This window comes from Mangrovibacterium diazotrophicum (assembly GCF_003610535.1).
GTDB classification, from domain to species: Bacteria; Bacteroidota; Bacteroidia; order Bacteroidales; family Prolixibacteraceae; genus Mangrovibacterium; species Mangrovibacterium diazotrophicum.
This window is the reverse complement of record NZ_RAPN01000006.1, coordinates 139,246-164,834: the sequence shown is the minus strand read 5'-3', so window position 1 is coordinate 164,834 and position 25,589 is coordinate 139,246. Positions and strand designations below refer to the sequence as shown.

Below are 25,589 nucleotides of genomic sequence, written 5' to 3'. Positions count from 1 at the left end.
GTTGCAGATTGTCGGTTGAGAATACAGGCAGCCCCAGTTCTTTATGAGATTAGTAAAGTTATGGTGCCGCTACCGTAACAGACAACTCATTTAAATCGAGCGTGATCACGTAAGTGCCGGCCGATTTGTTTTTGAAGTTACTGTCGCCATCACCCGCGTTTTCAAACATGGCAGCTACAGTGCCGTCAGCAAAGTACGGGTAGTTATAGCTTGTTGGGCTCCAGTCGGCTTGTGCAAAGAAGCGCCATGCTTCGCCTGAAACAAAAGTTGCAGTTGCTTTCCATACGTTTTCTTTGACGAAGGTCATTTTAATAGAAGCGCCAGTTCCGGGTTGATCCCAGCCGCCGATTCCAGCTCCGGTCATATACATAATCGGTTCAGCAACCGATTCCATTTCAACGGTCAGTGTTTTCAAATTTACGGTCACCCGGTAGTATCCGGTTTCACCCACAAACTTGAAGTTGTTGTCGCCGTCCATTGCATCTTCCAGCAGGCTGCTAACAGAACCAGCGGAGAAATACGGATAGTTGTAGCTCGTTGGGCTCCAGTCCTGTTGGGCGAAGAAACGGAATGCTTCGTTTTGGATGAATTTCCAAACAGCAGTGTAAACACTTGGTGATGAACTTGGCACTTCAACAGCTAAGGATGTATCCCAGCCACCGGTAGCTGCTCCAATCATATAGATCGGAGGGAACTCGGTTGCATATGGTGTAACAGTTGCCGATTGTGTTGAACTAGTCAAATTGTCAACAGCAGTGCTAACAGTTGAAACGACGCGGAAGTCGATTGATGTTTCGGTTTCCGGATCCAGCGCCAACTTGTTTAAGATGGCTGTGTTGAGTGTTGATACCGTCACAGAGGTACTTAATCCTGTTCCGCTGTAGAGGTTGTAAGGCTCGGCAAAATCTGTTCCCGATGCAGCAATCTGCAATTGGTAGGTTACCGCCAGGGCGATGTCATAGTCTGCAGCTGTCCAGCTGAATGCAAGCGCATCATCCGCATTGTCCATTGAGAGTTCGATGGACGGAATTTGAGACAGTTCCGGTGCGCTTGAGGTTGTGGTGTCGATGGTCACCAGGTCTGTGTCCTCACAAGAACTGAGTAAACCGACAGCCAGTGCAATTATAAATAGATGAATGAGTTTTCTCATGTCGATTAGCTTTAAGATTAATAACCGGTTTTAATTTGACTTAAATTCGGGTTGGCGTTGATGTCGGAAGCCGGAATTGGGAACACATTGAAACGATCATCAGTTGATGCACCATCTTTTGTCGCTCCTTTCCAAGGCCACAGATAACTGCTACCCGTTAGCTTTCCATATCGAACCAAGTCGGTACGACGATGACATTCCCAGAAAAGTTCGCGGGCTCTTTCATCCAGAAGGAAGTCCAGTGTCAAATCGCTTGAGCTGATGTCGCCAGAGTCATCACCATAGGCTCTTTCCCGAATGTCGTTGACATAACCAAGAGCTGTGGCAGCATCGCCACCGGAACCACCACGAAGAACGGCTTCAGCGTACATTAACAGCGCATCAGCATAACGGAACATCGGGAAGTCGGTATCCGGGAACGACAGGTTGCTTCCGGTTGCACCGCCCGAAGTAACGTTGCGGTATTTACGAATGGCGTAACCATCGCGGAATTGGAAGATGTCTTCAATTTCGTAGTTCTGACCTTCGGAGAAGAACATTGCTCTACTGTCGGTTGTACCGCTTGGATCGTCGAACATCTCAACAAAAGCTTTGGTTGTGCGGTTACCACCCCAACCACCATCGATACCTGATTCGCTTGCCGGCATATCACCACCAACTGATGAGTGAATGATAAAGGTCATACCACCCCAGGTTTGAACGCTGTCTCCGTCGGAAATAATCGGGAAGATAATTTCATTGGTACGCAAGTCGTTATCAGCCAAAAACAGGTTGGCATAGGTTGGTTCAAGTGAGTAGCCTGCTCCGATGATTTTCTTGGTGTAAGTAATACACTCGGTATATTTCTGGGTGTTGATGTAGACTTCTGAATTCAAATAAAGTTTTGAAAGCAGCATCCACGCAGCAGCCTTGTCTACACGACCGTATTCATTGGTTCTGGGGTCCGGCAAAAGCGTTTCCAGCTCCAGAAGTTCTGATTCGATGTAATTGTAAAGCTGCTCAGCAGTTGCCTGTTCGGGGAAGAAGAATGATCCGATACGGTCTTCTTCTGTTACAAACGGTCCGGTGCCAAACATGTCCAGCATGTGCCAGTAGCTGATGGCACGAAGCATGCGTGCTTCGTTGCGGTATTCAGCATACTCACTTTGGTCGGTTGTTAATTTGATCAGGTTGTTACAGTATGCAATTTCCAGGGTAATCCGGTAATACATAGCTGTTACGAACTCGTTTGATGAGTTCCAGTCCATATCATGCAGGTCGCGCAGGTTACCGTCGTTCCAGGCACAAATTGCTTCGTCAGTTGGTAACTCCTGGTGATTCCATAACAAACGCAGGTACGATGAAAAACTACCGTTGATACTGCTGATGTCAGGTTCCCCGTCAACGGCTGTTTGTCCGCCTAAGATGAAGCCGGCGTAGCATTTGGCTAATAGTTCTTTGTACGACAGGTCGTCCGTCAGAACCTTCTCTTCAGTCTGAATGTCCTCGTCGATCGGCGTGGTGTTCAGATCGTTGACGCATGCTGCCTGAGCGAATAGGATGCCCAACAGCAAAATGTCTCTAAGTCTTTTGATATATAATGATTTCATTGTAAAAGCTGGTTTAGATTAAAAATTAGCACTAAGACCGAAGGTGAATATTCTTGGACGTGGATACACATCATTATCGATTCCACTCGGTATTTCCGGATCCAGACCATCATAGTCAGTAATCACAAATACGTTTTGCACGGTAGAGTACAGTCTTAGGTTGACTTTGTCGTGAATAATTTTCTTGAAGGTGTAACCCAATGAAATATTATCCATGCGCAGGAAAGAAGCATCTTTTACAAAATAGTCTGAATACTGTTGTGCCGTTTCAAATTGCGAGAATTTGATTTCTGAAGGCATATTAGTCAGGTATTCGTTCACGGTCAGCTCCTGGTAGCGGGCACCTACAATTACGTTATTGTACACATAGTTGCCCAAGGAAATTCTTCCGCTGAAACCGAAGTCCCAGTTTTTGTAGTTGAATTTAGACGAGAAACCCATTGACACGGTTGGAGCCGGATCTTTGTAATAATATTTGTCGTCCAGGGTAATCTGACCATCGTTGTTGCGGTCAACATACAAGCCTTCAATTGGCTTACCATCAGTATCGTAAACCTGTTGGTACACATAGAATGTATTCAACGAATGGCCCACAGCATTAATCTGGATATAGTTTCCAACACCAACACCGCTGATTCCACCTACTTCAACGCCTCTGTAATCAGGATCGTCGTAGTTTGTCAGGCGGGTAACTTCGTTCTTGTTGTAAGCCAGGTTGAACCCAAGCTCCCAGTTCATGTCCTGTTTGCTGATAACTATACCGCTTAATGAGAATTCCAAACCGTTGTTTTCCAGGTCACCAACGTTAGTCAGCAAGCGGTCGGTGAAGTTTGTTCCTGCAGGAACCGGGATGGTGTTCAACAGCTTTTCCGTTTTCCGTTTGTAAACTTCAATCGATCCGTTCAAGCGGTTGTCGAAGAATCCGAAGTCCAAACCGGCGTTGTAGGTGGTTGTTTCTTCCCACTCCAGGCTCTCGTCGTATCCGTTCGGTCTGATCAGCGTGTAATACTGATCCCCGAATTGATATTGTGTACGATTGTCACTCAGGCGGTAAGTTCCCAGGTATGGATAGTCACCCGAGTTCAGTTCTTGCTGACCGGTTACACCGTATCCCAAACGAAGTTTCAGGTTGGTAAGCTGCTTGATGTTCTGCATGAATCCTTCTTCGCTCATTCTCCAGGCAAAAGCAAATGACGGGAACGTACCCCAGCGATTGTCTTTGTGGAAACGGGAAGAGCCGTCCTGACGAACTGTTGCTGTTAACAAGTAGCGATCTTTGAAAGTATAGTTCAAACGACCGAAGAACGAAACCAGGTAGTTTTCGGTAGCGTCTTTCGAATCTTCAATTTTATTGTCATCGCGATCCCATTCAACAGCACTGCTGGTGATGTGGAAGTGTTGCCACTCGTAACCGGCCATCGCATCGATACGGCTGTCAATTCCGTCCAGTTCTTTTTGATAGTTCAAAATGAAGTTGAACAGCTTGTTGTTCTTCTCCTGAGTATACACGCGGTTTACGCCAACTGATGAAGCTTGCGTCCAAGCGGCCAGTGTGTCCGTCACGATTGTTCCATCGCTGTTTGAATAGTCAATGCCACCTTTTACAGTCACATTCAATTCAGGCAGGAAGTGAACCTTGTAGTTTGCCTGGAAATCGGCAATAACACGTGATACATCAGATTCGTCAGCGCGTTGCATTAATTGGGCAACCGGGTTGCGTGTTCCGTTCACGTTACGTGTTCCGTCAGACATCAACCAGGTGTAGTAGCCACCGTAGCGATCGTACTTTGGGTCGTCATCTTTCACCGGCTGTGTCGGGTCGAAGCGTAGGGCGTTACCAATCGCGCCTTTGTCGGCAAAACGGTTGTTAATTTTCATCGCTTTCACGCCTAAACTAAGTTTCAAGTGGTTTTCCAGGAAGTCCGGAGTAACATTTAACGATCCGGTGTAACGTTCCAGGTTCGATGTTTTCAGGATACCATCCTGGTTGGTGTAGCCAACTGATGCACGGAATGGGATTGTAGCTGCTGAACCTGAAAGCCCCAGGTTGTAATCTTGTCCAATCGCAGTTTGGAAGATTTGGTCTTGCCAGTCGGTATTGGCTGAGCCCATCAAATCAGGGTTTACTGAAGAATGATCAACGGCGCGGGCATTTACCAAATCGCGGAACTCGTCAGCATTCAAAACACTGATGGTTTCCTTCACCTCGCTAACCGAGAATTTCGAGTCGAAGTTCAGGCGCAGATCTTGTCCTTTTGTTCCTTTTTTAGTTGTAATCAGGATAACCCCGTTCGATGCACGGGATCCGTAGATCGCTGTCGCCGAAGCGTCTTTCAAAACCGTGAAGGTTTCGATGTCCGCCGGGTTAATAGAGTTAAGAATGTTGCTCATCCCGCTGATTGTACGGTTGTCCAGTGGCATACCGTCAACAATAATCAATGGATCGTTGCTGGCCGACATGGATGAACCTCCACGAATACGAATTTGAGTGCTTGATCCGGGAGCGCCACCTTCACTGGTAATATTTACACCGGCAATTTTACCGACGATCAAATCCTGTGGCGAACTGCTCGAGCCTTGGTTAAAATCATCAGACTTAATCGCCACAACCGATCCGGTAGCGTCATCCTTTTTAACCTGGCCGTAACCGATGATCACAACTTCTTCCAGTTGTTCGGTATCAACAGCGAGTGATACGTTAATAGTCGTTTCTTCTCCAACGACCAGTTCAGTCATCTTGTAACCAATATAGGTGTATTGAACGGTGGAGCCCTTCTCTACACTAAGAACGTACTCACCGTCGAAATTGGTAATAGTTCCAATTGTTGTTCCCTGTACCAAGACTGTAACTCCGGGAAGTGGTTCACCGGTTGCAGAGTCGGTAACCTTTCCGGAAATACTAACAACCTGGGACCACGCAACATTGCTCAGTAAGAGTCCCAAAGCCATTAGAAGGACGTTTAAGTTTTTGCGAATAATCTTCATGTTTTTTTTAATTAGTTCATTTAATTCAATTAGGTCATCGATTCCTTACTTCAAGTTTTTTTTGAATGAGATTTATTCCGTTTTATGATCCGATGGGACAATATTAAATGATAGGTTTTAATTTTTTTTAACAAATCGAAGGCCTTTTTTATGCAAACGTTTGCGGTGACGTTTGCATCAATTGTGTTAAAAAACAGGTGGTTACTGGTGGGGTGCTTTTAGGTGTTGATTAAAAGATGTTTTGATCTTTTGTTCGTTGTCTTTTATGATGAATAAATTAGTTCGTTTGGCATTGTGGCGGCTTAAATTGATATTTAATATAACGTATTGATCTTGAGCTGTAAACAACGTCGCTATATTTGAATAACATATTTTTGCAAGACGGAGAGCATATATCTATTCCTGTTTTTATTTCTATATTGCGGACACATCCCAAACCAGCTGATGAAAAACAATCCGATCACCATTAAAGATATTGCCCGCATATTGGGTATTTCCGCATCAACCGTTTCGCGTGCATTGAAGGACCATCCGGATATCAGTGTTGAGACTAAGAAAGCGGTTAACGAGCTGGCGGCGCAATTGAAGTACCAGCCCAATGCCATTGCGTTGAGTTTGAAGCAAAGCCGAAGCAATACGATCGGGGTTATTATCCCGGAGATTGTACATCATTTCTTCTCATCTGTTATTAGTGGTATCGAAGATGTTGCCTATAAAGCGGGTTATACGGTTATGATATGTCAGTCGAATGAGAAGTACGACCGGGAAGTGGCCAATACGAATATGTTGCTGGCTCACCGGGTTGATGGTGTTCTGGTTTCGGTAGCCAAAGAAGCGACAAATTTCGATCACCTGCGAATGATGAAAGAAAAGGGAATTCCGCTCGTTTTTTTCGATCGGATTGTTCCGGGGCTGGAGTCTGACCAGGTGGTAATTGATGATGAAGAAGCCGCATACAAAGCGACGAAGCATTTGATTGATAATGGTCGAAAGCGAATCGTGCATTTTTCGGGACCGAGTCATTTACAAATTAGTACGAATCGTAAAGACGGTTACCTGCGAGCAGTACGGGAAGCGGGATTGACCGAGGATCCTGCATTGATTATTGAGGCTGATAATTTTGAAAAGGCTGTTGTTGCTGTCAGACATATGGTCGACAATAAGAATTTACCGGATGGTATTTTTGCTACCAATGATTTGACTGCTGTGGGTGCGATGCAAGGACTGCAGAAGTTAGGTGTTAAAATTCCGGAGCAAATTGCAATTGTAGGTTTTAGCGATGGACGCCTGTCGGGGATTACCAATCCTCCATTGACTTCAGTCGATCAACACGGCTATGAAATGGGGAGTCTGGCCACCGAGATTTTGCTGCAGCGAATACTCAGCTCCGACGAAAATTACACACCAGTTACCCGTGTTTTGCAAGGGAATTTGGTTGTTCGAGAGTCGTCGAAATAAGAAAATCAAAATTTTTTCAAATTTCTCCGCAAACGTTTGAAATGGGCTTTGCAGACCGAATTTCGTTCTTTTTCAGTCTGTTGTTGGATGCAGAGCATATTCGGGAATTTGCATAATTTGAAAATTGCAGCTTATATTTGCTCCAGATCATCCGATATTTTACTTCGATTTTATTCCGTTTTTAACTGAGTTTCTCAGAATCCGAAGCATGCATTTTTCAGGCTCGCCTGATTGGTGCGTGGCAATTTCAGTTTTTAAATTTAAAAGGTTGACAGCCTTGAAACTTAATAAGCTAATATGAAGATTAAACCTGCTCTTCGTTTTTGGCAAATCTGGAATGTCAGTTTTGGTTTCCTGGGAATTCAAATCGGTTTCGCATTACAGAGTGCCAATGTCAGTCGGATACTTTCAAACCTGGGTGCTGATTTGCACTCCCTTTCCTTTTTTTGGTTAGCAGCTCCGGTGATGGGCTTAATTGTCCAGCCGATTGTTGGTGCGGCAAGCGACCGAACCTGGAACCGTTTTGGCCGTCGTGGCTCGTACATCTTAGGAGGCGCATTTATTGCCGCTGTTGCCATGTGGCTCATGCCCAACTCGGCAGCTTTGGTGTCAGTTATCCCGGCTCTGGTTTTTGGAGCCTTGATGTTCGCCCTGATGGATGGCTCGTTCAACATTACCATGCAGCCTTTTCGGGCTTTGGTGGCCGACATGGTTCCCGATAACCAGCGCACGCTGGGGTACTCGGTGCAGAGCTTCCTGATTAACACAGGGGCAGTTGTTGGTTCTGTATTGCCTTATTTTCTGACCAATATTTTGAAAGTAAGTAACACGGCTGCCGAAGGCGAGGTTCCTCCCTCTGTAATTTGGTCATTCTACATTGGCGGTGCTATTTTGTTGCTATCGGTTATTTGGACGGTGTTTAAAACCAAAGAATATCCACCTAAAGAATACTGCGCACAAAACGGGATCGACTTCGACGAATGGACGGCGTACGGGAAACAAAAAAAATCGCTGGGCGAAAAGCTGACCAACTTTTGGCATTTGTTCACTCAAATGCCGAAAGTGATGGCTCAGTTGGCGCTTGTACAGTTCTTTTCCTGGTTTGCACTCTACATTATGTGGGTTTACACAACCCCTGCGGTGGCGCAACATGCCTTTGGAACACCCATAGGTGATGCCACATCGGAGTTGTACCAGGAAGCCGGAAACTGGGTCGGCGTTTTGTTTGGCGCCTACAGTTTGTTTGCGGCGTTGTTTTCGGTTGTAATGACCCGCATTGCCGGGACTTTCGGTCGGAAAACCACATACGGCGTTGCCCTTTTGCTTGGAGGAGTAGGTTATATTTCCATGTACTTTTTCAATTCACCCAATTTGTTGATTCTGTCGATGGTTGGCGTTGGTATTGCCTGGGCGGCAATCCTGGCCATGCCGTACTCGATTCTTTCCGAATCGCTGCCGGCCGATAAGATGGGTGTTTACATGGGCATCTTCAATTTTACCATTGCAGGTCCGCAAATTATCTCGGGCTTTGTAGGCGGTTTCATCCTGAAAAGTCTCTTTGCTAACGAAGCGATTTACATGATGATTGTCTGCGGCGTTTCCATGCTGTTAGGCGCTTTGGCTGTCACCTCGATCAAAACACCTCGAGAAAAAAGACAATGAAAAAAATAGCTGCTTGCTTGTTCGACCTGGACGGAGTTCTGGTCGATACGGCCCGTTATCACTTTTTAGCCTGGAAAAAACTGGCTGAAGAGTTGGGTATCGAATTCACCCTGGAGCACAACGAACTGCTGAAAGGCGTAAGTCGAATGGATTCGCTCGATATCATCCTGAATTTAGGAAAGCTTGAACTGCCGCAGGAAAAGAAAAATGAACTGGCGGAACAAAAAAATAGCGACTATCTGAATTACATCATGCAGATGGGCGAAGACGAAATTTTGCCTGGAGTGAAAGAGTTTTTGACCGGGTTGAGGCAGAGAAAGATTGGTGTAGCCCTTGGCTCTGCCAGTAAAAATGCGCAATTAATCCTGGAACGTTTGAAGATTGGGGATTTGTTCGATGCGGTTATCGACGGAACAAAAGTCAGCAAAGCCAAACCCGATCCCGAGGTTTTTCTGAAAGGAGCGGAAGCTTTACAGGTTGAACCGGCAGCTTGCCTGGTTTTCGAGGATGCGATAGCCGGGGTGGAAGCAGCCCGTAACGGTGGCATGCGATGCGTCGGAATTGGTGACCGAAAAACGCTAGCCATGGCCGATTTGGTTATTCCCGGCTTTGACGGGGTTGAACCTGAAAGCCTTTTTCAACAAATTAATTTAACGATGACTAAGTGACAAGTATGAAAAATTACATTATACATTCGGAATGGCAGGTTATTGAAGAAGGATTTAATCCGGGGTATAACCGAATTTCGGAAAGTCTGTTCAGCATTGGAAACGGACACACCGGCCAGCGGGCTAATTTTGAAGAAACTTATTCGGGCGACTCGCTCAAAGGAAATTATATGGCGGGGGTTTACTATCCCGACAAAACACGTGTAGGCTGGTGGAAAAACGGCTATCCCGAGTATTTCGCCAAAATCCTGAATGCCGCCAACTGGATCGGCCTCCGCATCCGGTTGGACGAGGAAGAGTTGGACCTGGCGACGGCGGAAGTTGAAGATTTCTCGCGTGTTTTGGATATGCGCACAGCACTGCTAACCCGCACTTTCAAAGCCCAGTTGCCATCGGGAAAGAAAATCGAGGTTAAAGCAGAACGATTCCTGAGCATCGCCGAAAAAGAGGTTGGTGCTATCCGCTACAGCTTGAAAAGCGTCAATTTCGACGGAACACTTAGCCTTTGTTCCTTCATCGATGGCGATATCGCCAATGAAGATTCGAACTACGACGAGAAATTTTGGATGGAGACCGAAAAAGATGTTGCTCCGGACAAAGCCTTCCTTTGCATGGAAACCAAGAAAACCTCGTTTTTTGTTTGTCATGGTATCGAAACACATTTGTACCACAATGGCGAAAAAGTAAAGGCAGCCCGGCAGCCGTATTCCGACGAAAAGTTTGTAGCCAATAATTTTGAGCTCGGCGTTTCTGCCGGTGATGAAGTTGTTATTGAAAAATACATGGCTGTTAACTCATCGCTTTATCAATCCAGACAAAAGCTGATGCTGCATGTTAAAGTGAAATTGGGCGAGGCGGTTGCTGCCGGTTTCGATAAGTTGTTTGATGCACATAGCGAAAAGTGGGAGAAGCGTTGGGAAACGGCCGATATCATGGTCAAAGGAGATGCTGCCGCGCAGCAGGGCATCCGTTTCAATATTTTCCAGCTGATGCAAACTTATTCGGGCGATGACGAGCGGCTGAATGTTGGTCCCAAAGGCTTTACCGGTGAGAAATACGGCGGCGTAACCTATTGGGATACTGAAGCCTATTGCTTGCCATTCTTCATGGCGACAGCTCCGCAGTTGGTGGCCAAAAACCTTTTATTGTATCGTCACAAGCACCTGCAAAAGGCGATTGAAAATGCACAGAAATTAGGTTTCAGCGATGGTGCAGCTTTGTACCCAATGGTGACCATCAATGGTGAAGAATGCCACAACGAGTGGGAGATCACTTTTGAGGAAATTCATCGGAACGGTGCGATTGCTTATGCGATTTACAATTACATCAACTACACCGGCGACAAAAACTACCTGGCTCCGTTTGGCTTCGAAGTTTTGCTTGGAATCTCTCGTTTCTGGGCGCAGCGTATTAACTGGTCAGAGGATAAAAACGCCTACGTCATGCTGGGCGTTACCGGTCCGAACGAGTACGAGAACAACGTCAATAATAATTTCCACACCAGTCGCATGGCAGTGTGGACCTTGAAATATACCCTTGAGGTGATCGATTACCTCACGAAAGAACATCCGTATTTGTACAGCGAGTTGACCCGCAAATGGTCGTTCAACGAGCAAAGTGAGACCGCTTTGTGGCGGGAAATCATTGACAACATGTATTTCCCATACGATAAGAAGCGCGAAATCTTCCTGCAGCAGGATGGCTTCCTGGACAAAGAAATTATTCCGGCTGCCGACCTTGATCCTGCCGAACGTCCGATTCACCAAAACTGGTCGTGGGACCGGATTTTGCGCTCCTGCTACATAAAACAGGCGGATACTTTGCAAAGTTTTTACTGGTTCCGGCACGACTTTGACAAGGAGACTTTGCGTCGCCACTTCGATTTTTATGAACCGATCACTGTTCACGAATCGTCCTTGTCATCCTGTATTCATGCGATTCTGGCAGCACGTATTGGTCGCGAGGAAAAAGCTTACGAAATGTACCTGCGCACGGCTCGCCTCGACCTGGATGACTACAACAACGATACAGAAGATGGTCTTCACATTACTAGTATGGGAGGAACCTGGCTGGCTTTTGTGGAGACTTTTGGTGGCATGGATGTAAAAGACGGCCAATTGCTGTTGAACCCATTTCTCCCAAAATCATGGGATGCTTTTGCATTCCGAATTAATTTCCGTGGAGCACACCTGGAAATCCGCATGGGCAGTGAACTGAAAATTACCAATCACAGCGCGGTCGCTGTTGATGTTGTTATTTGGGGTGAACAGCACCAACTAAAGGAAAACGGCGAATTGGTGCTGGCGAGCAAATCAGTTCCCCAATAAAAAGTTAAATTGTAAGAAAAACCGAAAACCAATGAAACGTTATTTAGTACTTCTTGTCCTGTTCGTTGCGCAGCTCAATTTTCTGATGGCTGCCGGAATTGATCGGGTTGAGCCGATGTTCTGGTGGGTTGGCATGAAAAATCCGAACCTGCAGCTGATGATTCATGGCGAGAATATCGGCGCCAGTATGCCTGAAATTAGCTATCCCGGAGTTACGATTGAGAGTGTAACGCGGGTTGAAAATCCCAACTACCTGTTTGTCGATCTTCAGATCGCGAAAGACGCACAGCCCGGAAGTTTTGCGATTGTGTTTAAAACCGGTAAAAAGCAAACCGGGGAATTTAAATACGAATTGAAAACCCGCGAACCACATTCGTCAGAACGAAAGGGCTTCAACAGTTCAGATGTGATTTACCTGATCACGCCTGACCGCTTTGCCAACGGCAATCCAGGAAATGACGCCGTGGAGGGGATGAAAGAACAGCCGAGCCGGGCAGATAAAGACGGTCGTCACGGTGGCGATTTACAGGGGATTGTTGATCACCTCGATTACATTCAGGATTTGGGTTTTACAGCTGTTTGGCTGAACCCGGTTTTGGAAAATAACATGACCAAAACTTCTTATCATGGTTACTCAACCACCGACTTTTACAAGGTTGACCCGCGTTACGGAAGCAATGACGAATACCTCGAGCTTTCAAAAGATTTGAAGAAAAGGGGCATGAAGCTGATCATGGATATGATCTTCAACCATTGTGGCTCGGAGCACTGGTGGATGGACGATATGCCGATGCACGACTGGATTAACAACTATCCAAACTGGAAAGTGACGAGCCATCGCAGAACGGTGAACCAGGATCCGCATGCTTCGGAGGCGGACAAAAAAGCAATGTCGGACGGCTGGTTTGTTGAAAGCATGCCTGATCTGAATCAGCGCAATCCGTTCATGGCAACCTACCTGATCCAAAATTCGATTTGGTGGATCGAGTATGTTGGTTTGGATGGCATCCGTCAGGATACCTGGCCTTACCCGGACAAGCACATGATGGCCGACTGGACAAAACGCGTACTCGAAGAATACCCGAACTTCAACATTGTGGGAGAGGAGTGGAGCATGAATCCGGCGACGGTTTCGTATTGGCAAAAAGGAAAAGTAAACAGCGACGGTTACGAATGCTACCTGCCCAGCCTGATGGATTTTCCCTTGCAAAATGCAGCCTCGCGGGCAATGAACCATGCGGAAGATTTTGACTACGGAATGATCGAGCTGTATGAAGCTTTATCAAACGATTATCAATATTCGGATGCTGGTAACCTGGTTGTTTTCCCCGATAATCACGATATGTCGCGCTTTTACACACAGGTTGGCGAAGATGTGAATAAGCTCAAGCTGGGCGTGGCGTACTTCCTGACGACTCGCGGAATACCACAGATTTATTACGGAACAGAAGTTCTGATGAGTAACAAGGGAACCGAAGATCATGGCGTGATCCGCAGTGATTACCCGGGCGGATGGGACGGAGATGCGGTGAATGCGTTTACCGGCGAAGGACTGACTGACGCACAAAAGGACATGCAAAACTATGTTCGCACTATTCAACATTGGCGGAAAGATAAGGAGGTCATTCACAATGGTCGCTTGATTCACTTCGTCCCGGAAGATGGTGTTTATGTCTATTTCCGAACAAACGATGAAGAAACAGTCATGGTGATTCTGAATAAAAATATGCAGGAAAAGCAGGTCAAAACGGATCGTTTTTCAGAAGTGATGGGCGGTTTCACAACAGGTAAAGACATTATCACAGCGACAAATTTGACTGACCTCTTAACAATTGCCGTGCCTGCAGAATCGGCAATGATTATTGAGTTGAAGTAGTCTGGCGGTACGCTAAAACCGAAATAATAGAAGAAGAGTCGATAGTCATCCTGAACTCGTTTCAGGATCTTTTCCATTCACAAAGAGATCCCGAAATAAATTCGGGATGACGTCTTGGGAAATAAGTTAAGGATGACTATTTCGAAATTTAACAGGGTTTCAAAATTCCATTCATAAAATGAAAAATAAGCTAGCCATGTTACTATCCGGTTTGTTTCTGTTGGCTTGTCAACCCAAAACGAGTGTTATTCCTGAAAAGGAAACGAATGAAGGGAAACCGGTTGTTTACCAGGTTTTCACCCGATTGTTTGGCAATACAAATACAACCAACAAACCTTGGGGAACAATTGAAGAAAACGGGGTAGGGAAGTTCGCCGATTTCACGGATCGGGCGCTCGACTCGATTAAAGCGATGGGCGTCACCCACATTTGGTACACGGGCGTGCCACATCATGCAGTTATTTGCGATTACACGGCTTATGGTATCGATAATGACGATCCCGATGTGGTAAAAGGTCGTGCCGGTTCGCCCTATGCAGTAAAAGATTATTACAATGTTGATCCCGATTTGGCCATCGACCCGGCGAAGCGGATGGAAGAGTTCGAGGCACTAATCGAACGTACGCATCGCCACGGCATGAAGGTGATTATTGATATTGTGCCGAACCATGTTGCCCGAAATTACCATTCCATCTCAAAACCCGAAGGTGTGGCTGATTTTGGAGAAAATGATGATACTTCTGTTGAATACAAACGCGATAATAACTTCTACTATATCCCGGGAGAAGCATTTCAGGTGCCGGTTGCCGGGAACGGGTACAAACCGCTGGGTGGCGAAGAGAATCCGCTGTCGGACGGCAAATTTGAAGAGTATCCTGCCAAATGGACGGGCAACGGATCTCGTAAAGCACAACCAGACATTAACGATTGGTACGAAACGGTAAAGGTGAACTACGGCGTTCGTCCTGATGGGACCCCTGATTTTGACAGTTTGCCGGCAGGTTATGATACACTTAGTTATCAGATTCATTTTAATTATTGGAAAGACAAAGATGTTCCCAACTCATGGATAAAGTTTCGGGATATCGCACTTTTCTGGTTGGATAGGGGCGTAGATGGTTTTCGCTACGATATGGCCGAAATGGTGCCGGTTGAGTTTTGGAGTTACATGAACTCGTCGATCAAGATGAAAAATCCGGATGCTTTTCTGTTGGCGGAAGTATACAATCCAAGTTTGTATCGCGATTATATCCGGTTGGGTAAAATGGACTATCTGTACGATAAAGTGGAATTGTACGACACCCTGAAACACATTATGCAGGGGCATGGAAGCACTGATCACATTGCGCCGATCCAGGATGGTTTGGCGGATATCGAGCACCACATGTTGCATTTCCTGGAAAATCACGACGAGCAGCGCATTGCCAGCCCCGAATTTGCGGGAAGTGCAGAAAAAGGAAAGCCTGCCATGGTGGTTTCAACCTGTATTAGTACATCGCCAACCATGCTGTATTTTGGGCAGGATGTTGGCGAGCCGGCAGCCGGGGATGCCGGATTCGGATCAGCAAGCCGAACCACGATTTTTGATTACTGGGGAGTCCTGGCTCATCAGCGCTGGATGAATGGCGGCGCATTCGATGGCGGGCAGTCTACTCCGCAAGAAAAAGAGCTGCATCAGTTTTACCGGACGTTGCTCCGTTTTTCTTCAACATCAACAGCATTGAACGGAAACTATCGCGAGATTCATTCTTTCAATCGCGAAAATACCCCGGGGTACAATGATAAAGTGTTTTCATTTGTGCGTTGGAAGGACAATGACAGGGTGATTATTATCTGCAATTTCAGCGACAGTGAAACATATTCATTCGAACTAAAACTGGACACCCGGACTATCGAAGATTGGCATTTAGTTGATGGTGACTGCGCTCTGACGGATGTGCTTACAAACGATGGTGAACACCGACTAAACGTAACGAATAATAAGGCTCAAATTAATGTCGTCTTGAAGCCTTTGCAATCCTTTATTTTTCAAGTGGATTAAGCTAAAATTGACATGTCTGACAACATCAAAAATAGTGAGTTAAAAGGCAAACTTATAGGCTGGAAAACGGTAGAATAGCTCTATAAACGCAAATAGAAACAACCAATTTCATAAATTGGGATTTAGTTAGTTAATTGATCAGATTCATTTAGAAGGCCGCATTATTGCGGCCTTTTCTGTCTTTAGGACATTCTGAAAAAAAATAGGGTTTTTACTGTTATATTTGGAACATTGTTATGCCGCAGCCAAATTTCCAATCCGATCAATTTCTTCTTGACTCGTTACAGGACGGTCAGGAGAAGGCTTTCGATTATATTTTTCGGAAGTACTTTAAAGGGTTGTGTGCTCAGGCAAATCTCTATGTTCACGATTTGGATCACGCGCAAAATATCGTTCAGGAATGTTTTGTGAAGATGTGGGAGAATCGGAAAGATGCGACAAAAATTGCGAATCTCTCAGGCTATCTTTCTTTTATGGTTCGAAATCGCTCCATCGATCATGTTCGGAAATTTAAGCGGGAACTGGTGGTTGAGTCGGTGGGTGAAGATGTTGGAATGACTGATTCTTCAGACGCAGTTTTGTTGTCACACGAATTTGAAGAGAAACTAGTTGAAGCGCTATCGATGCTTCCCGAACGTTGCCGCGTAGCTTTCGAGTATAGCCGTTTTGAAGGCCTAACCTATGGCGAAATTTCTCAGAAAATGGGCATCTCCGTAAAAGGTGTTGAGGCATTGATGAGCCGTTCCTTAAAAATTCTTCGAGGTGAATTGAAAGACTATCTTCCTCTTTTACTGCTATTTTTAACCTGATAATTTCCAAGTTTAAGAAATTTTAGAAAAAAATAACAAATGATGTAGGGTGCATCGCTGACTATTTCGTCTATTGGTAAAATTAAGCCAAAGTGAAAAACGACGAAATTGAACCTATCCTGATTAAATCGTTTGCCGGTCAGGCTTCTTCAGAGGAAGAAAAGCGCATTGCTGATTGGATTGCTGCTTCAGACGATAACTTTGCCGAATGGAAACGGTACAAGGCACTTTGGAACAAATCGGAGGCGCTTCAATATTCCGATAAAATTAATCTGGAGAAAGCACTTACTACAACAAAAAAGAGAATCCCGCAATTCCGGAAATCCAAATCATTTAAACTTCAGTGGTGGATGCAGGCAGCTGCCGTCATCCTGCTTTCGTTGATATTTTCGGTTACCATTAATTATTTCCGTCAGGAACCTGTTAAAGAAGTTGTAGCAACCAATGTGGTTTACCAGGAAGTGAAAGCGGCGTACGGCACCCAAACAAAAATTTCGCTGGAAGACGGAACACAGGTGTGGCTAAACTCCGGCAGTAAACTCAAATTCCCGAACACATTTACCAGTCAAAATACACGCGATGTCGAGCTGGTCGGTGAAGGCTATTTCGAAGTACACCACAATGCGCAACAACCGTTTATTGTGCATACCCGCGACCTTGGCGTGAAGGTTTTGGGAACAAGCTTTAATGTGAATGCCTACGAAAACATGAAACGCGTAACGGTAGCTCTTGTTGAAGGTAGTGTAAGCGTGATAAAAGAGAGTAAAAATCAAACAAACGAACTGTTGCACCTGAAACCATCTGAAGTTGCCGATTACGACATAGAAGCAAATAAAATATATCAGTCTCAAACAAAACAGATTGGCCGCTATACGGCATGGAAAGACGGAAAGATTGTTTTTCAGGACGATACGATGGAAGAAATGGTAGGTCTGTTGGAGAACTGGTACAATGTCGATATTGAAGTGAAGGGCGAGGTTTTGCTCGGATACCACTTTACGGCAACCTTTAACGATGAATCTTTAGATCAAATATTAAAGTATCTCAGTATTTCGACATCATTTAAATACCGTTTTGTTGATCCCAAAGAGTTTGGCGGCTCCCGTGATCAGCGACGCAGGATTGTTTTATACCAATGAAAACGATAAAACTAAATAGAAAAACAGGGCTTATGTAAAAACACCGTTAAAAGAAACAGGAAAGTATTGGCGTACTTCCCTGCTAATTTTTCACCTGAACGGCTAATTCAGGCAATTTCAATTTGTATTAACGAATACTATTCAAATCTATGAAAAAAAATGAAATGATGAAGGGCTCCGACTTTGGGAAAGCCTTTCTAAGAGTATTAATTATGATGAAACTAACCGTTTTTTTCTTATGCTTGGCGGTTTTTAGCAGTATTGCTTCAGGCAGCTACTCACAAAACACAAAGATTTCCCTAAACTTGAGAAAAACTACAATCAAGGAAGCGTTGAAAGGGATAGAGAATAGCACAAACTATCTTTTCCTTTATAACAACGATTTAGTTAACGTAGACAAAGTTATCGATATTGATGCTGAAAATGAGACTATCGAGTCGGTTCTGAATGAAATATTCAAGGGAGAAGCGGTAAAATACACTGTGATCGATCGTCAGATTATCATTACTCCGGACGCCGAAAATGTTGTCGGAGAAAGTCAGCAAGGAAAAATTACCGGTGTTGTTACCGATGCTGGTGGTGGTCCGCTTCCTGGGGTAACAGTCTTGGTAAAAGGAACGACAACTGGTACGATCACCGATTTTGACGGAAAATATACCATTGAAGCGAAAAGCACCGATATTTTGGTGTTCTCGTTTGTTGGTATGCAATTGTCAGAAGTTCCGGCTACTAAATCAGTAATCAATGTTGTTCTGGAAGAAGAAACAATAGGTATTGAAGAGGTTGTTGCAATCGGCTACGGTGTTCAAAAGAAAAGTGATGTAACCGGTGCAATGGTAAGCGTATCGGCCGACGAGCTGACTGCCCGCCCGGTAAATAACGCACTTGAAGCATTGCAAGGTAAAGCAGCTGGTGTTGATATTACTTCAAATGAACGTCCTGGTACTGTCGGTTCTATTCGTATTCGTGGTAACCGTTCATTGTCTGCCAGTAATTCACCTTTGTATGTTGTTGATGGTGTGCCTTTGATGTCTGCTTCAGCAATTGAAACATTGAACCCGCGTGATATTGAGTCGATTGATGTATTGAAAGATGCTTCAGCCACAGCGATCTATGGTTCACGTGGTGCGAATGGTGTTATCATTGTTACCACGAAGCAAGGTAAAGCTGGGCAGTTCAGCCTGAATTACTCAGGTACAGTTACCCTCTCCAACATTGTAGACCGTGCGCCTTCAATGAGCGCTTCTGAGTTTATTAACTTCCGTCGCTGGGCTGCTTACAACTTAGATCCCGATACATATGCTAGTCCTTATAGTCCAACTTATGAAAACGACTACGATCTTTTCGAAAACGGTTTGGATGATAATACTTCCTGGAATAACGTTGCGAAGGGTTGGGCCAGCGGTGTTTGGGATCCGTCAAAAGTGACCAATACTGACTGGACTGATTATGTAACTCAAACGGGCGTAACACAAGAGCACACAGTGAGTGCAAGTGGCGGTTCCGAAAAAATGCGTGCTTACGGATCATTTGGTTATTTGAAAAATGAAGGTACTCAAAAAGGACAGTGGTACGAACGTTATACAGCTAAATTGAGCACAAATGTGAAACCGGTTGACTGGTTTGATATGAATGCGTCGATGAATGTATCATGGAGTGATCAGGACTATGGTATGTCTACTTTAGGAGGTACAAGTTCTTCTGTTCCGGACGCGATTTACGGCGCTGCAAAGGCAATTTATAACTTTGCAGTTCCTTATGATGAAGATGGCAACATGGTTATTAACCCAGGGGGTGAAAACGGAATGTATAACATCATCGATGAGTGGACAAAAAGTACACAACGTTCACAAACCTTGCGTGCACTGGGTAACTTCTCAGCTACATTCGACTTTGGTAAAATGTGGAAGCCAGCAGAAGGCTTAACATACAAAATCAACTTCGGTCCCGATTTCCGCCACTGGCGTGAAGGTTCATATATCGACGGATCTTCTGTTCGTCGGTTAAACTCAGATGGTAGTGATGGAACAAGTTATGCCCGTTTGCAAAACCGTCGTGATTTCTCGTGGACTTTGGATAACATGGTGAATTTTGACCGAACTTTTAACGATATTCATAAAGTTGGAGCTACGTTGTTGCAAACAGCTTCCTCATGGAATATTGAGAATTCATCAATGAGTGCCTATAACATTGCGAAACCTTCATATTTATGGAATGCAATGGGATCAATTGATGTTACGAATTCAGACTATAGTGCATCAATGTCTTCGGGATTGACCGAACGCCAGTTGACTTCATATATGGTGCGTTTGAACTATGGTTTCGATGAACGTTATCTGTTGACCGTTTCCGGTCGCTGGGATGGTGCCTCGCAGTTAGCAGAAGGACACAAGTGGGACTTTTTCCCGTCAGCAGCCTTGGCATGGCGTATTATTCAGGAAGATTTTATGAAAGATATTTCTTGGTTGGATAACTTGAAACTACGCTTAGGATTTGGAACAACAGGTAACTCAGCTGTTGATGCTTATGCAACGAAAGGAGATATCACCGCGATTTACCTTCCTTTCAATGGTATGGACAACGTATTAGGTTATACGACCAACGAGCCTTACTATACAAAGTCAGGAACGGCAATGGCAAACTCTGATCTCGGTTGGGAGAAAACAACACAGTACAACCTGGGTGTTGACTTCAGCGTATTTAATGGCCGTATTAGTGGTAGCTTGGATGCTTATCGCTCTTACACAAGTGATTTGTTAATGGAAATGACTATCCCAACATTAACAGGTTACTCTTCAACCTATGCTAACGTGGGTAAAACAAATAACCGTGGGGTTGAATTGACGTTGAGCTTCATTCCAGTTGAAACACAGAGTGGATTTACTTGGGATTCCAATTTCAACGTCGCATGGCAAAAAGATGAAATTGAAGAACTGGCTTACGGAAAGAATGACATGGTGGACAACTCCTGGTTCATTGGCGAATCAATTGGCGTTTACTACGGATATGACAACAGCGGAATCTGGCAAAACACAGAAGAAGACTTGGCTGAAATGGCTTTGTGGAACGACAATGGATACGATTTTACGCCAGGTAATGTTCGTCCAAAAGATCAAAATGGTGATTATTTGATGGATGACAACGATCTTGTTATTTTGGGAAATACAACTCCTCGTTGGACAATGGGGTGGAATAACACGTTCAGTTTTAAAGGATTGGAATTGGGAATTACGATGTACTCTAGAATGGGTTATATGAAATCGTTGGGAGGACAATCTTTAACTGCTCACGCTAACCAAACAAAGGTTGACTACTGGACTCCGGACAATACAGATGCTGAATTCCAAAAGCCTATTTTGGGACAGGCTACATCCGGTTCAGGAGATGATTTTTCAAGTCTGCTTGGATACAAAAATGCAGCATTCGTTAAAATTCGTAATATTTCGTTAGGGTATAACTTCCCGAAAGCGATTTGTTCGAAAATTGGAGTAGGAAACATAAAAGTTTACGGACAAGCCGTTAATCCGGGTAGCATTTATTCATCGGTTGATTGGTACGATTTTGACGTAAGCCACACTTACTACAACCGTAGCTTTGTTTTCGGTCTCGAAGTCGGATTATAATGGAATTGGGAGTTATAACAATTAAAGGAAGTACAAATGAATAAGATAAAAAATATAGGAATTGGTCTTTTGGCAGTCGTGGCTTTATCAATGGGCTCATGTTCAAAGGATTTTCTGGACGAAGAATTAACGACAAAATATTCTACCGAGTATTTTGAAACTGCTGAAGGGCTTGAAGCATTGACTGTTTCGCTTTACGGAAACATTCGATGGCATTTTGGGTATGAATGGGCTTACGGTATTACGCTCTACGGAACTGATGAATTTACCAATGCGAATGACCTGACCAACGAAATGTGGAACACTTATGATAGTCGTTTGGGACCGATTGGTGCAACTACATCAACAGGGGCAGCCAATGGTAACGCAACATCACCTAATGCTCTTTGGAACGAAATGTACTACGGTATTGCATCCTGTAACACAATTATCGCGAATGCCGATAAAATTGATGATGAAGATGTTCGGAATCGTTGTTTAGCTCACGCTTATTTTCTGCGTGGTTACAACTATTATCGCTTGACAGCACAGTATGGCGGTGTTGTTCTGCAAACAGAACCGGCATCGGGGGTTGTTCGTAACTTTACGCGTTCAACAGAAGAAGAATGTTGGGCTCAGGTGATCTCGGATTTGCGTAATGCTTATGACTATTTCGAAGGTGAAGTTTATACTTATGGAAAAGGGATCACCTGGACAAAAGCTACTGCCGCTCACTTCCTGGCCAAAGCATTGTTGTTCCGTGCTTCGGAACGGTGCGATGACTGGAATAGTTCATATAAGCAATCAGACTTGGAAGAAGCAATTGATGCTTGTTCTTATGCCATTACTGCTCGTGGCGGTAAACTGACTGATAATTACAGCGATCTATATGCCAACTGGACTGGCGTAGATTGCGATATTGAACAATTGGATGAAATTTTGATGGCTGCCGGACACAACGCCGATTCATCAACATCAGGCCGTTTTGGAAACCGTACTTACAACTATTTCACTCCCCAGTTTTCAAACTTCTCCGGAAGTTGGGTGAAACGTGGTGTTTGGATCGGTGGTATGGACTTCCAACGTTGTCGTCCTACCGAGTATTCTTACGAAGTATACGACCACGTAAATGACGCTCGTATGTGGAAAACCTTCAAAACCGTCTATGGTGTTAACAACGTTGCTGATGCTACTGCCGGTATTGAGGCTGGTGATCCCGGTATCGTAATGATTTTGAATACAAAAGACGATCACACTTACGATAGTTACACATTCGGTGCATCTAAACAAGCGCCAAACTGGACTGATGACGCTGGTCGTTTGCCGGAATGGACCGTAGGCTCTCGTCAAACTGAAACTTCAGGTTCATTGACTGCTGAAACTGGACAATGGGTACCAAACTCATTGGTTCTGTATCAAAACGGCGAATATGTAGCATCTAGTTTTACAAGCCAGCCGATCTGTAACTTCTTTGCAGGTATCAACAAGACAGACGATGGATCTCGTACGGCAGAAAAAGGCGATGCTCACCGAGATGTAACAATGGCTCGTTTGGCTGAAACTTTCTTAGTTCGTGCAGAATGCTATGTACGTCTTGGAAACTATTCAAGTGCAATGGCTGACATAAACGTTGTTCGTGCTCGTGCTGAATGGAAATCAGGTGAAAACCGTTCGTATTACAGCGATGGATCTCAAGCTTTTGAAAACAACTCATTGAACACAGGAAGTTCTGCAGAGAAGTACATCTATTCAAACCTGAATATGAACACATATTACCTGTCGAACCCGGATTTGGAAGTTACAACTGAAGCTTCAAGTTTGGAACTGACTAGTTTCCCTTCTGTTTTGCCGGACGAAGATGAAGCAATTATGACTGCAATTGGCGCATCAAGTGATTACGAGCGTGCACTGAACTTTATTTTGGACGAACGTAGCCGTGAATTGTTAGGTGAATGGCAGCGTTGGGAAACCTTGTCCAGAACAGGAACTCTGATTACACGCGCTAAAGCATTCAACGCGGAAGCTGCGCCGAACATCACGGCGGGTAAGCATGAGCTTCGTCCAATACCACAAACATTCATCGATGGTTTGTTGAATGATGATGGTTCAAACTTGACCGAAGCTCAAAAAGAAGCATGGCAAAACCCCGGATATTAATCCGATAAAAATAAACAGTCCTTCATGGAGGATTGTGTAGTAGTAGTTTAGTTTAGTTAGTTACAAAGGGATGAAACAAGCGTGTTTCATCCCTTTTTCGTTTTCTGTTTCCGTTAGGTGTGAATTATTTACGTGCTGCTGTTTGTTTGGTCTTATAGTATTCCTGCAAAACGTAGAAAGCTTTCTTCTTTTGCCCTGTTTCCGATACCAATCCCTTGCGGTTCCACCCATCCTGCACATTGGGTAATTGTCGCAGCGGCGATTGAAAATCGACCAATATCCAGGGAGTCATTCCCGAAAGTCCCGGTACACGCTCAAACATGGCGATGTTTTCCTTGTACATGTATTCCTGGTATTCTTCGCTCCAACGTGTGGTCGAGTCGCCATGGAATCCCTGGATAGCGCCACCGCCAAATTCGCTGATGATAACTGGTTTGTCGTAGGCAATAATGAAGGTTTTTTTGCGGCTTTCTTCCGGCGCGCCACCATACCAGCCAATATATTCGTTAAAACTGACGACATCCAGCTTTTCTGCAATTGGGTCGCTCACCAGGTAGTCATTGTCGGGATGGCCGTCAACTGCCAGGTCTTTTTTGCAGGCAGCGCTCAGCAATCGGGTCGAATCCAGCTCGCGCACGTAGTCAGCCACTGCTCCCAGGAATCTGTTTCTGTCAGTGCCGGGGCTCGTTTCGTTCGCAATACTCCAAATAATTGTAGCTGCGCGGTTTTTATCCCGGTGGATGATTTCGGCATATTGACGTTTGGCATTTTCAAGAACTTGGTCGCTTTTCCAGTCAATGCCCCAGTACAGCGGCAATTCTTCCCAAAGCAGGATGCCCATTTTGTCGGCTTGGCGCACCATGTTTTCCTGGTGCGGATAATGCGCCAGACGGGCAAAATTACAGCCCAACTCTTTCGCCCAACCCAGAAGCAATTTGGCATCATCCACCGAATTTGCACGATCCCGGCGAATCGGGTTTTCATCGTGGATGGAGATGCCACGCAGGAAGATTGGCTGGCCGTTCAATAAAATTTGTTTGCCTTTTGTTTCGATGGTGCGGAACCCAACTTCGTCAGTCAATTGATCTTCACCAGCCGAAATATTGATCGTGTAAAGCTTTGGATTTTCAGGACTCCAAAGTTCCAGTTTTTTGGTTTTCAGGCTGAATGTTCCTTCTCCTTCCGCATCAATTTTTACAGTCTGGCTAATGCCCAGTTCCGGAATGGTGACGGTTGCATCTGCAGGGAAGTCTTTCCCATTCAGGACAACATTCCCGTCAATCGCCTTTTCTTTGGCAGTCAGGCTTTCTTTATTCAAGCTAACCGTAAAATCGTCGATAAAGGTTTGCGGAACTTCAATCAATTTCACATCGCGGGTAATGCCGCCGTGGTTGTACCAGTCGGTTACCATGCCGGGAATGTAGTCGGGTTCGCGGCGGTTGTTTACGCCCAAAATCACGAAATTGTCTTTCTCGCGGATCAGGTCGGTTACTTCAAAACTGAACGGTGTAAATCCGCCCTCGTGCTCGCCCAGCTTTTTCCCGTTGAAGGAATATTGGGTTTTATAGTTGGCTGCTCCAACATAAATGAACACGCGCGAGTTTTTCAATTTGGGTTGATAATCGAACGTCTTGCGAAACCACATGCTGCCTTCATAGTAGTAGAGCTCGTCTTTTTGAGAGTTCCACGATCCCGGCACCCAAAGGCTTTGAGCGTCGTCGAAACTGTATTCCACGCGGTCGGTTTTGTCTTTTGGGCTTTTGTTTTCGTACAATGGCGAAAAACCGATCGCCCCCGTGCTGTATTGGTCGATAATGTATTTCCATTTTCCACCTAAACTGGTATTTGTTCGGTGGTCGACATTGGTGATAAAGTTTGGTTGCGCTTGCAGGCCAAGGCAAAAAAGTAAGAGAATCAGTAGGGAAGTTGTTTTCATTTTATTGACTCGTTTAATTAGTTAAAATGCGGTTTGTTGCTCCCGGTTTCGTGTGAATTCTTCTCCGGGATTTCAGAATGATCATTAAAGCAATTAAATTTAGTGCAGATTTGGAGATTTAACATCCGTTTAACGGTAGTTGTAACCGTTAATGTCGATGGTTAATTTGCAGATATAATGATTCTTAACG

At 44.8% G+C, this 25,589-nt stretch carries 14 protein-coding genes; 10 read left to right on the top strand and 4 right to left on the bottom strand.

Annotated elements, in window-relative coordinates; translation table 11 throughout:
* Nucleotides 1–58 precede the first annotated feature (58 nt).
* From BC643_RS22990 to BC643_RS22980, 3 genes are read right to left on the bottom strand one after another with little or no spacing between them, the layout of a single operon-like run.
* Complete coding sequence (locus tag BC643_RS22990; RefSeq protein ID WP_120275820.1) at nucleotides 59–1,150, bottom strand: SusE domain-containing protein; 1,092 nt, start codon at nucleotides 1,148–1,150, stop codon at nucleotides 59–61.
* A gap of 17 nt (nucleotides 1,151–1,167) precedes the next feature.
* The gene (locus BC643_RS22985) at nucleotides 1,168–2,739 is read right to left on the bottom strand and encodes a RagB/SusD family nutrient uptake outer membrane protein (RefSeq protein WP_120275819.1); all 1,572 of its coding nucleotides are present in this window, start codon (nucleotides 2,737–2,739) and stop codon (nucleotides 1,168–1,170) included.
* Nucleotides 2,740–2,757: 18 nt separating this feature from the next.
* Nucleotides 2,758–5,724: a SusC/RagA family TonB-linked outer membrane protein gene (locus BC643_RS22980; RefSeq protein WP_120275818.1), complete on the bottom strand. Its 2,967-nt coding sequence runs from the start codon at nucleotides 5,722–5,724 to the stop codon at nucleotides 2,758–2,760.
* 444 nt (nucleotides 5,725–6,168) lie between these two features.
* Between BC643_RS22980 and BC643_RS22975 the strand changes: the two genes are divergently transcribed.
* The 10 genes from BC643_RS22975 to BC643_RS22930 all read left to right on the top strand — a co-directional run bounded on the left by BC643_RS22975 (nucleotide 6,169) and on the right by BC643_RS22930 (nucleotide 23,463).
* Nucleotides 6,169–7,182 carry a LacI family DNA-binding transcriptional regulator gene (locus BC643_RS22975; protein ID WP_120275816.1) on the top strand — a complete coding sequence of 338 codons (1,014 nt, stop codon included), beginning with the start codon at nucleotides 6,169–6,171 and terminating at the stop codon, nucleotides 7,180–7,182.
* 297 nt (nucleotides 7,183–7,479) lie between these two features.
* Nucleotides 7,480–8,844, top strand: coding sequence for an MFS transporter (locus tag BC643_RS22970; RefSeq protein WP_120275815.1), 1,365 nt, complete (start codon nucleotides 7,480–7,482; stop codon nucleotides 8,842–8,844).
* Nucleotides 8,841–9,512: a beta-phosphoglucomutase gene (pgmB, locus tag BC643_RS22965; RefSeq protein WP_120275813.1), complete on the top strand. Its 672-nt coding sequence runs from the start codon at nucleotides 8,841–8,843 to the stop codon at nucleotides 9,510–9,512. Before BC643_RS22970 ends, pgmB begins: the two co-directional genes overlap by 4 nt.
* A gap of 5 nt (nucleotides 9,513–9,517) precedes the next feature.
* Nucleotides 9,518–11,839 carry a family 65 glycosyl hydrolase domain-containing protein gene (locus BC643_RS22960; protein ID WP_120275812.1) on the top strand — a complete coding sequence of 774 codons (2,322 nt, stop codon included), beginning with the start codon at nucleotides 9,518–9,520 and terminating at the stop codon, nucleotides 11,837–11,839.
* Between the two features lie 31 nt (nucleotides 11,840–11,870).
* Nucleotides 11,871–13,715, top strand: coding sequence for a glycoside hydrolase family 13 protein (locus BC643_RS22955; protein WP_120275810.1), 1,845 nt, complete (start codon nucleotides 11,871–11,873; stop codon nucleotides 13,713–13,715).
* 178 nt (nucleotides 13,716–13,893) lie between these two features.
* Nucleotides 13,894–15,756: an alpha-amylase family glycosyl hydrolase gene (locus BC643_RS22950; protein WP_120275809.1), complete on the top strand. Its 1,863-nt coding sequence runs from the start codon at nucleotides 13,894–13,896 to the stop codon at nucleotides 15,754–15,756.
* Nucleotides 15,757–15,992: 236 nt separating this feature from the next.
* A complete protein-coding gene (locus tag BC643_RS22945; RefSeq protein WP_120275807.1) occupies nucleotides 15,993–16,565 on the top strand; it encodes an RNA polymerase sigma factor in 573 nt (190 codons plus the stop codon).
* A gap of 92 nt (nucleotides 16,566–16,657) precedes the next feature.
* Nucleotides 16,658–17,704, top strand: coding sequence for a FecR family protein (locus BC643_RS22940; RefSeq protein ID WP_120275805.1), 1,047 nt, complete (start codon nucleotides 16,658–16,660; stop codon nucleotides 17,702–17,704).
* A gap of 305 nt (nucleotides 17,705–18,009) precedes the next feature.
* Nucleotides 18,010–21,327 (top strand): TonB-dependent receptor, encoded by a 3,318-nt coding sequence (locus tag BC643_RS22935; protein WP_211338179.1) that lies wholly within the window; start codon nucleotides 18,010–18,012, stop codon nucleotides 21,325–21,327.
* Nucleotides 21,328–21,363: 36 nt separating this feature from the next.
* Nucleotides 21,364–23,463: a RagB/SusD family nutrient uptake outer membrane protein gene (locus tag BC643_RS22930; protein WP_120275804.1), complete on the top strand. Its 2,100-nt coding sequence runs from the start codon at nucleotides 21,364–21,366 to the stop codon at nucleotides 23,461–23,463.
* A 124-nt stretch (nucleotides 23,464–23,587) separates the two neighbouring features.
* On the opposite strand, the gene BC643_RS22925 is transcribed toward BC643_RS22930, so the two are convergent.
* The gene (locus BC643_RS22925; protein WP_120275803.1) at nucleotides 23,588–25,399 is read right to left on the bottom strand and encodes a glycoside hydrolase family 2 protein; all 1,812 of its coding nucleotides are present in this window, start codon (nucleotides 25,397–25,399) and stop codon (nucleotides 23,588–23,590) included.
* Nucleotides 25,400–25,589 lie beyond the last annotated feature (190 nt).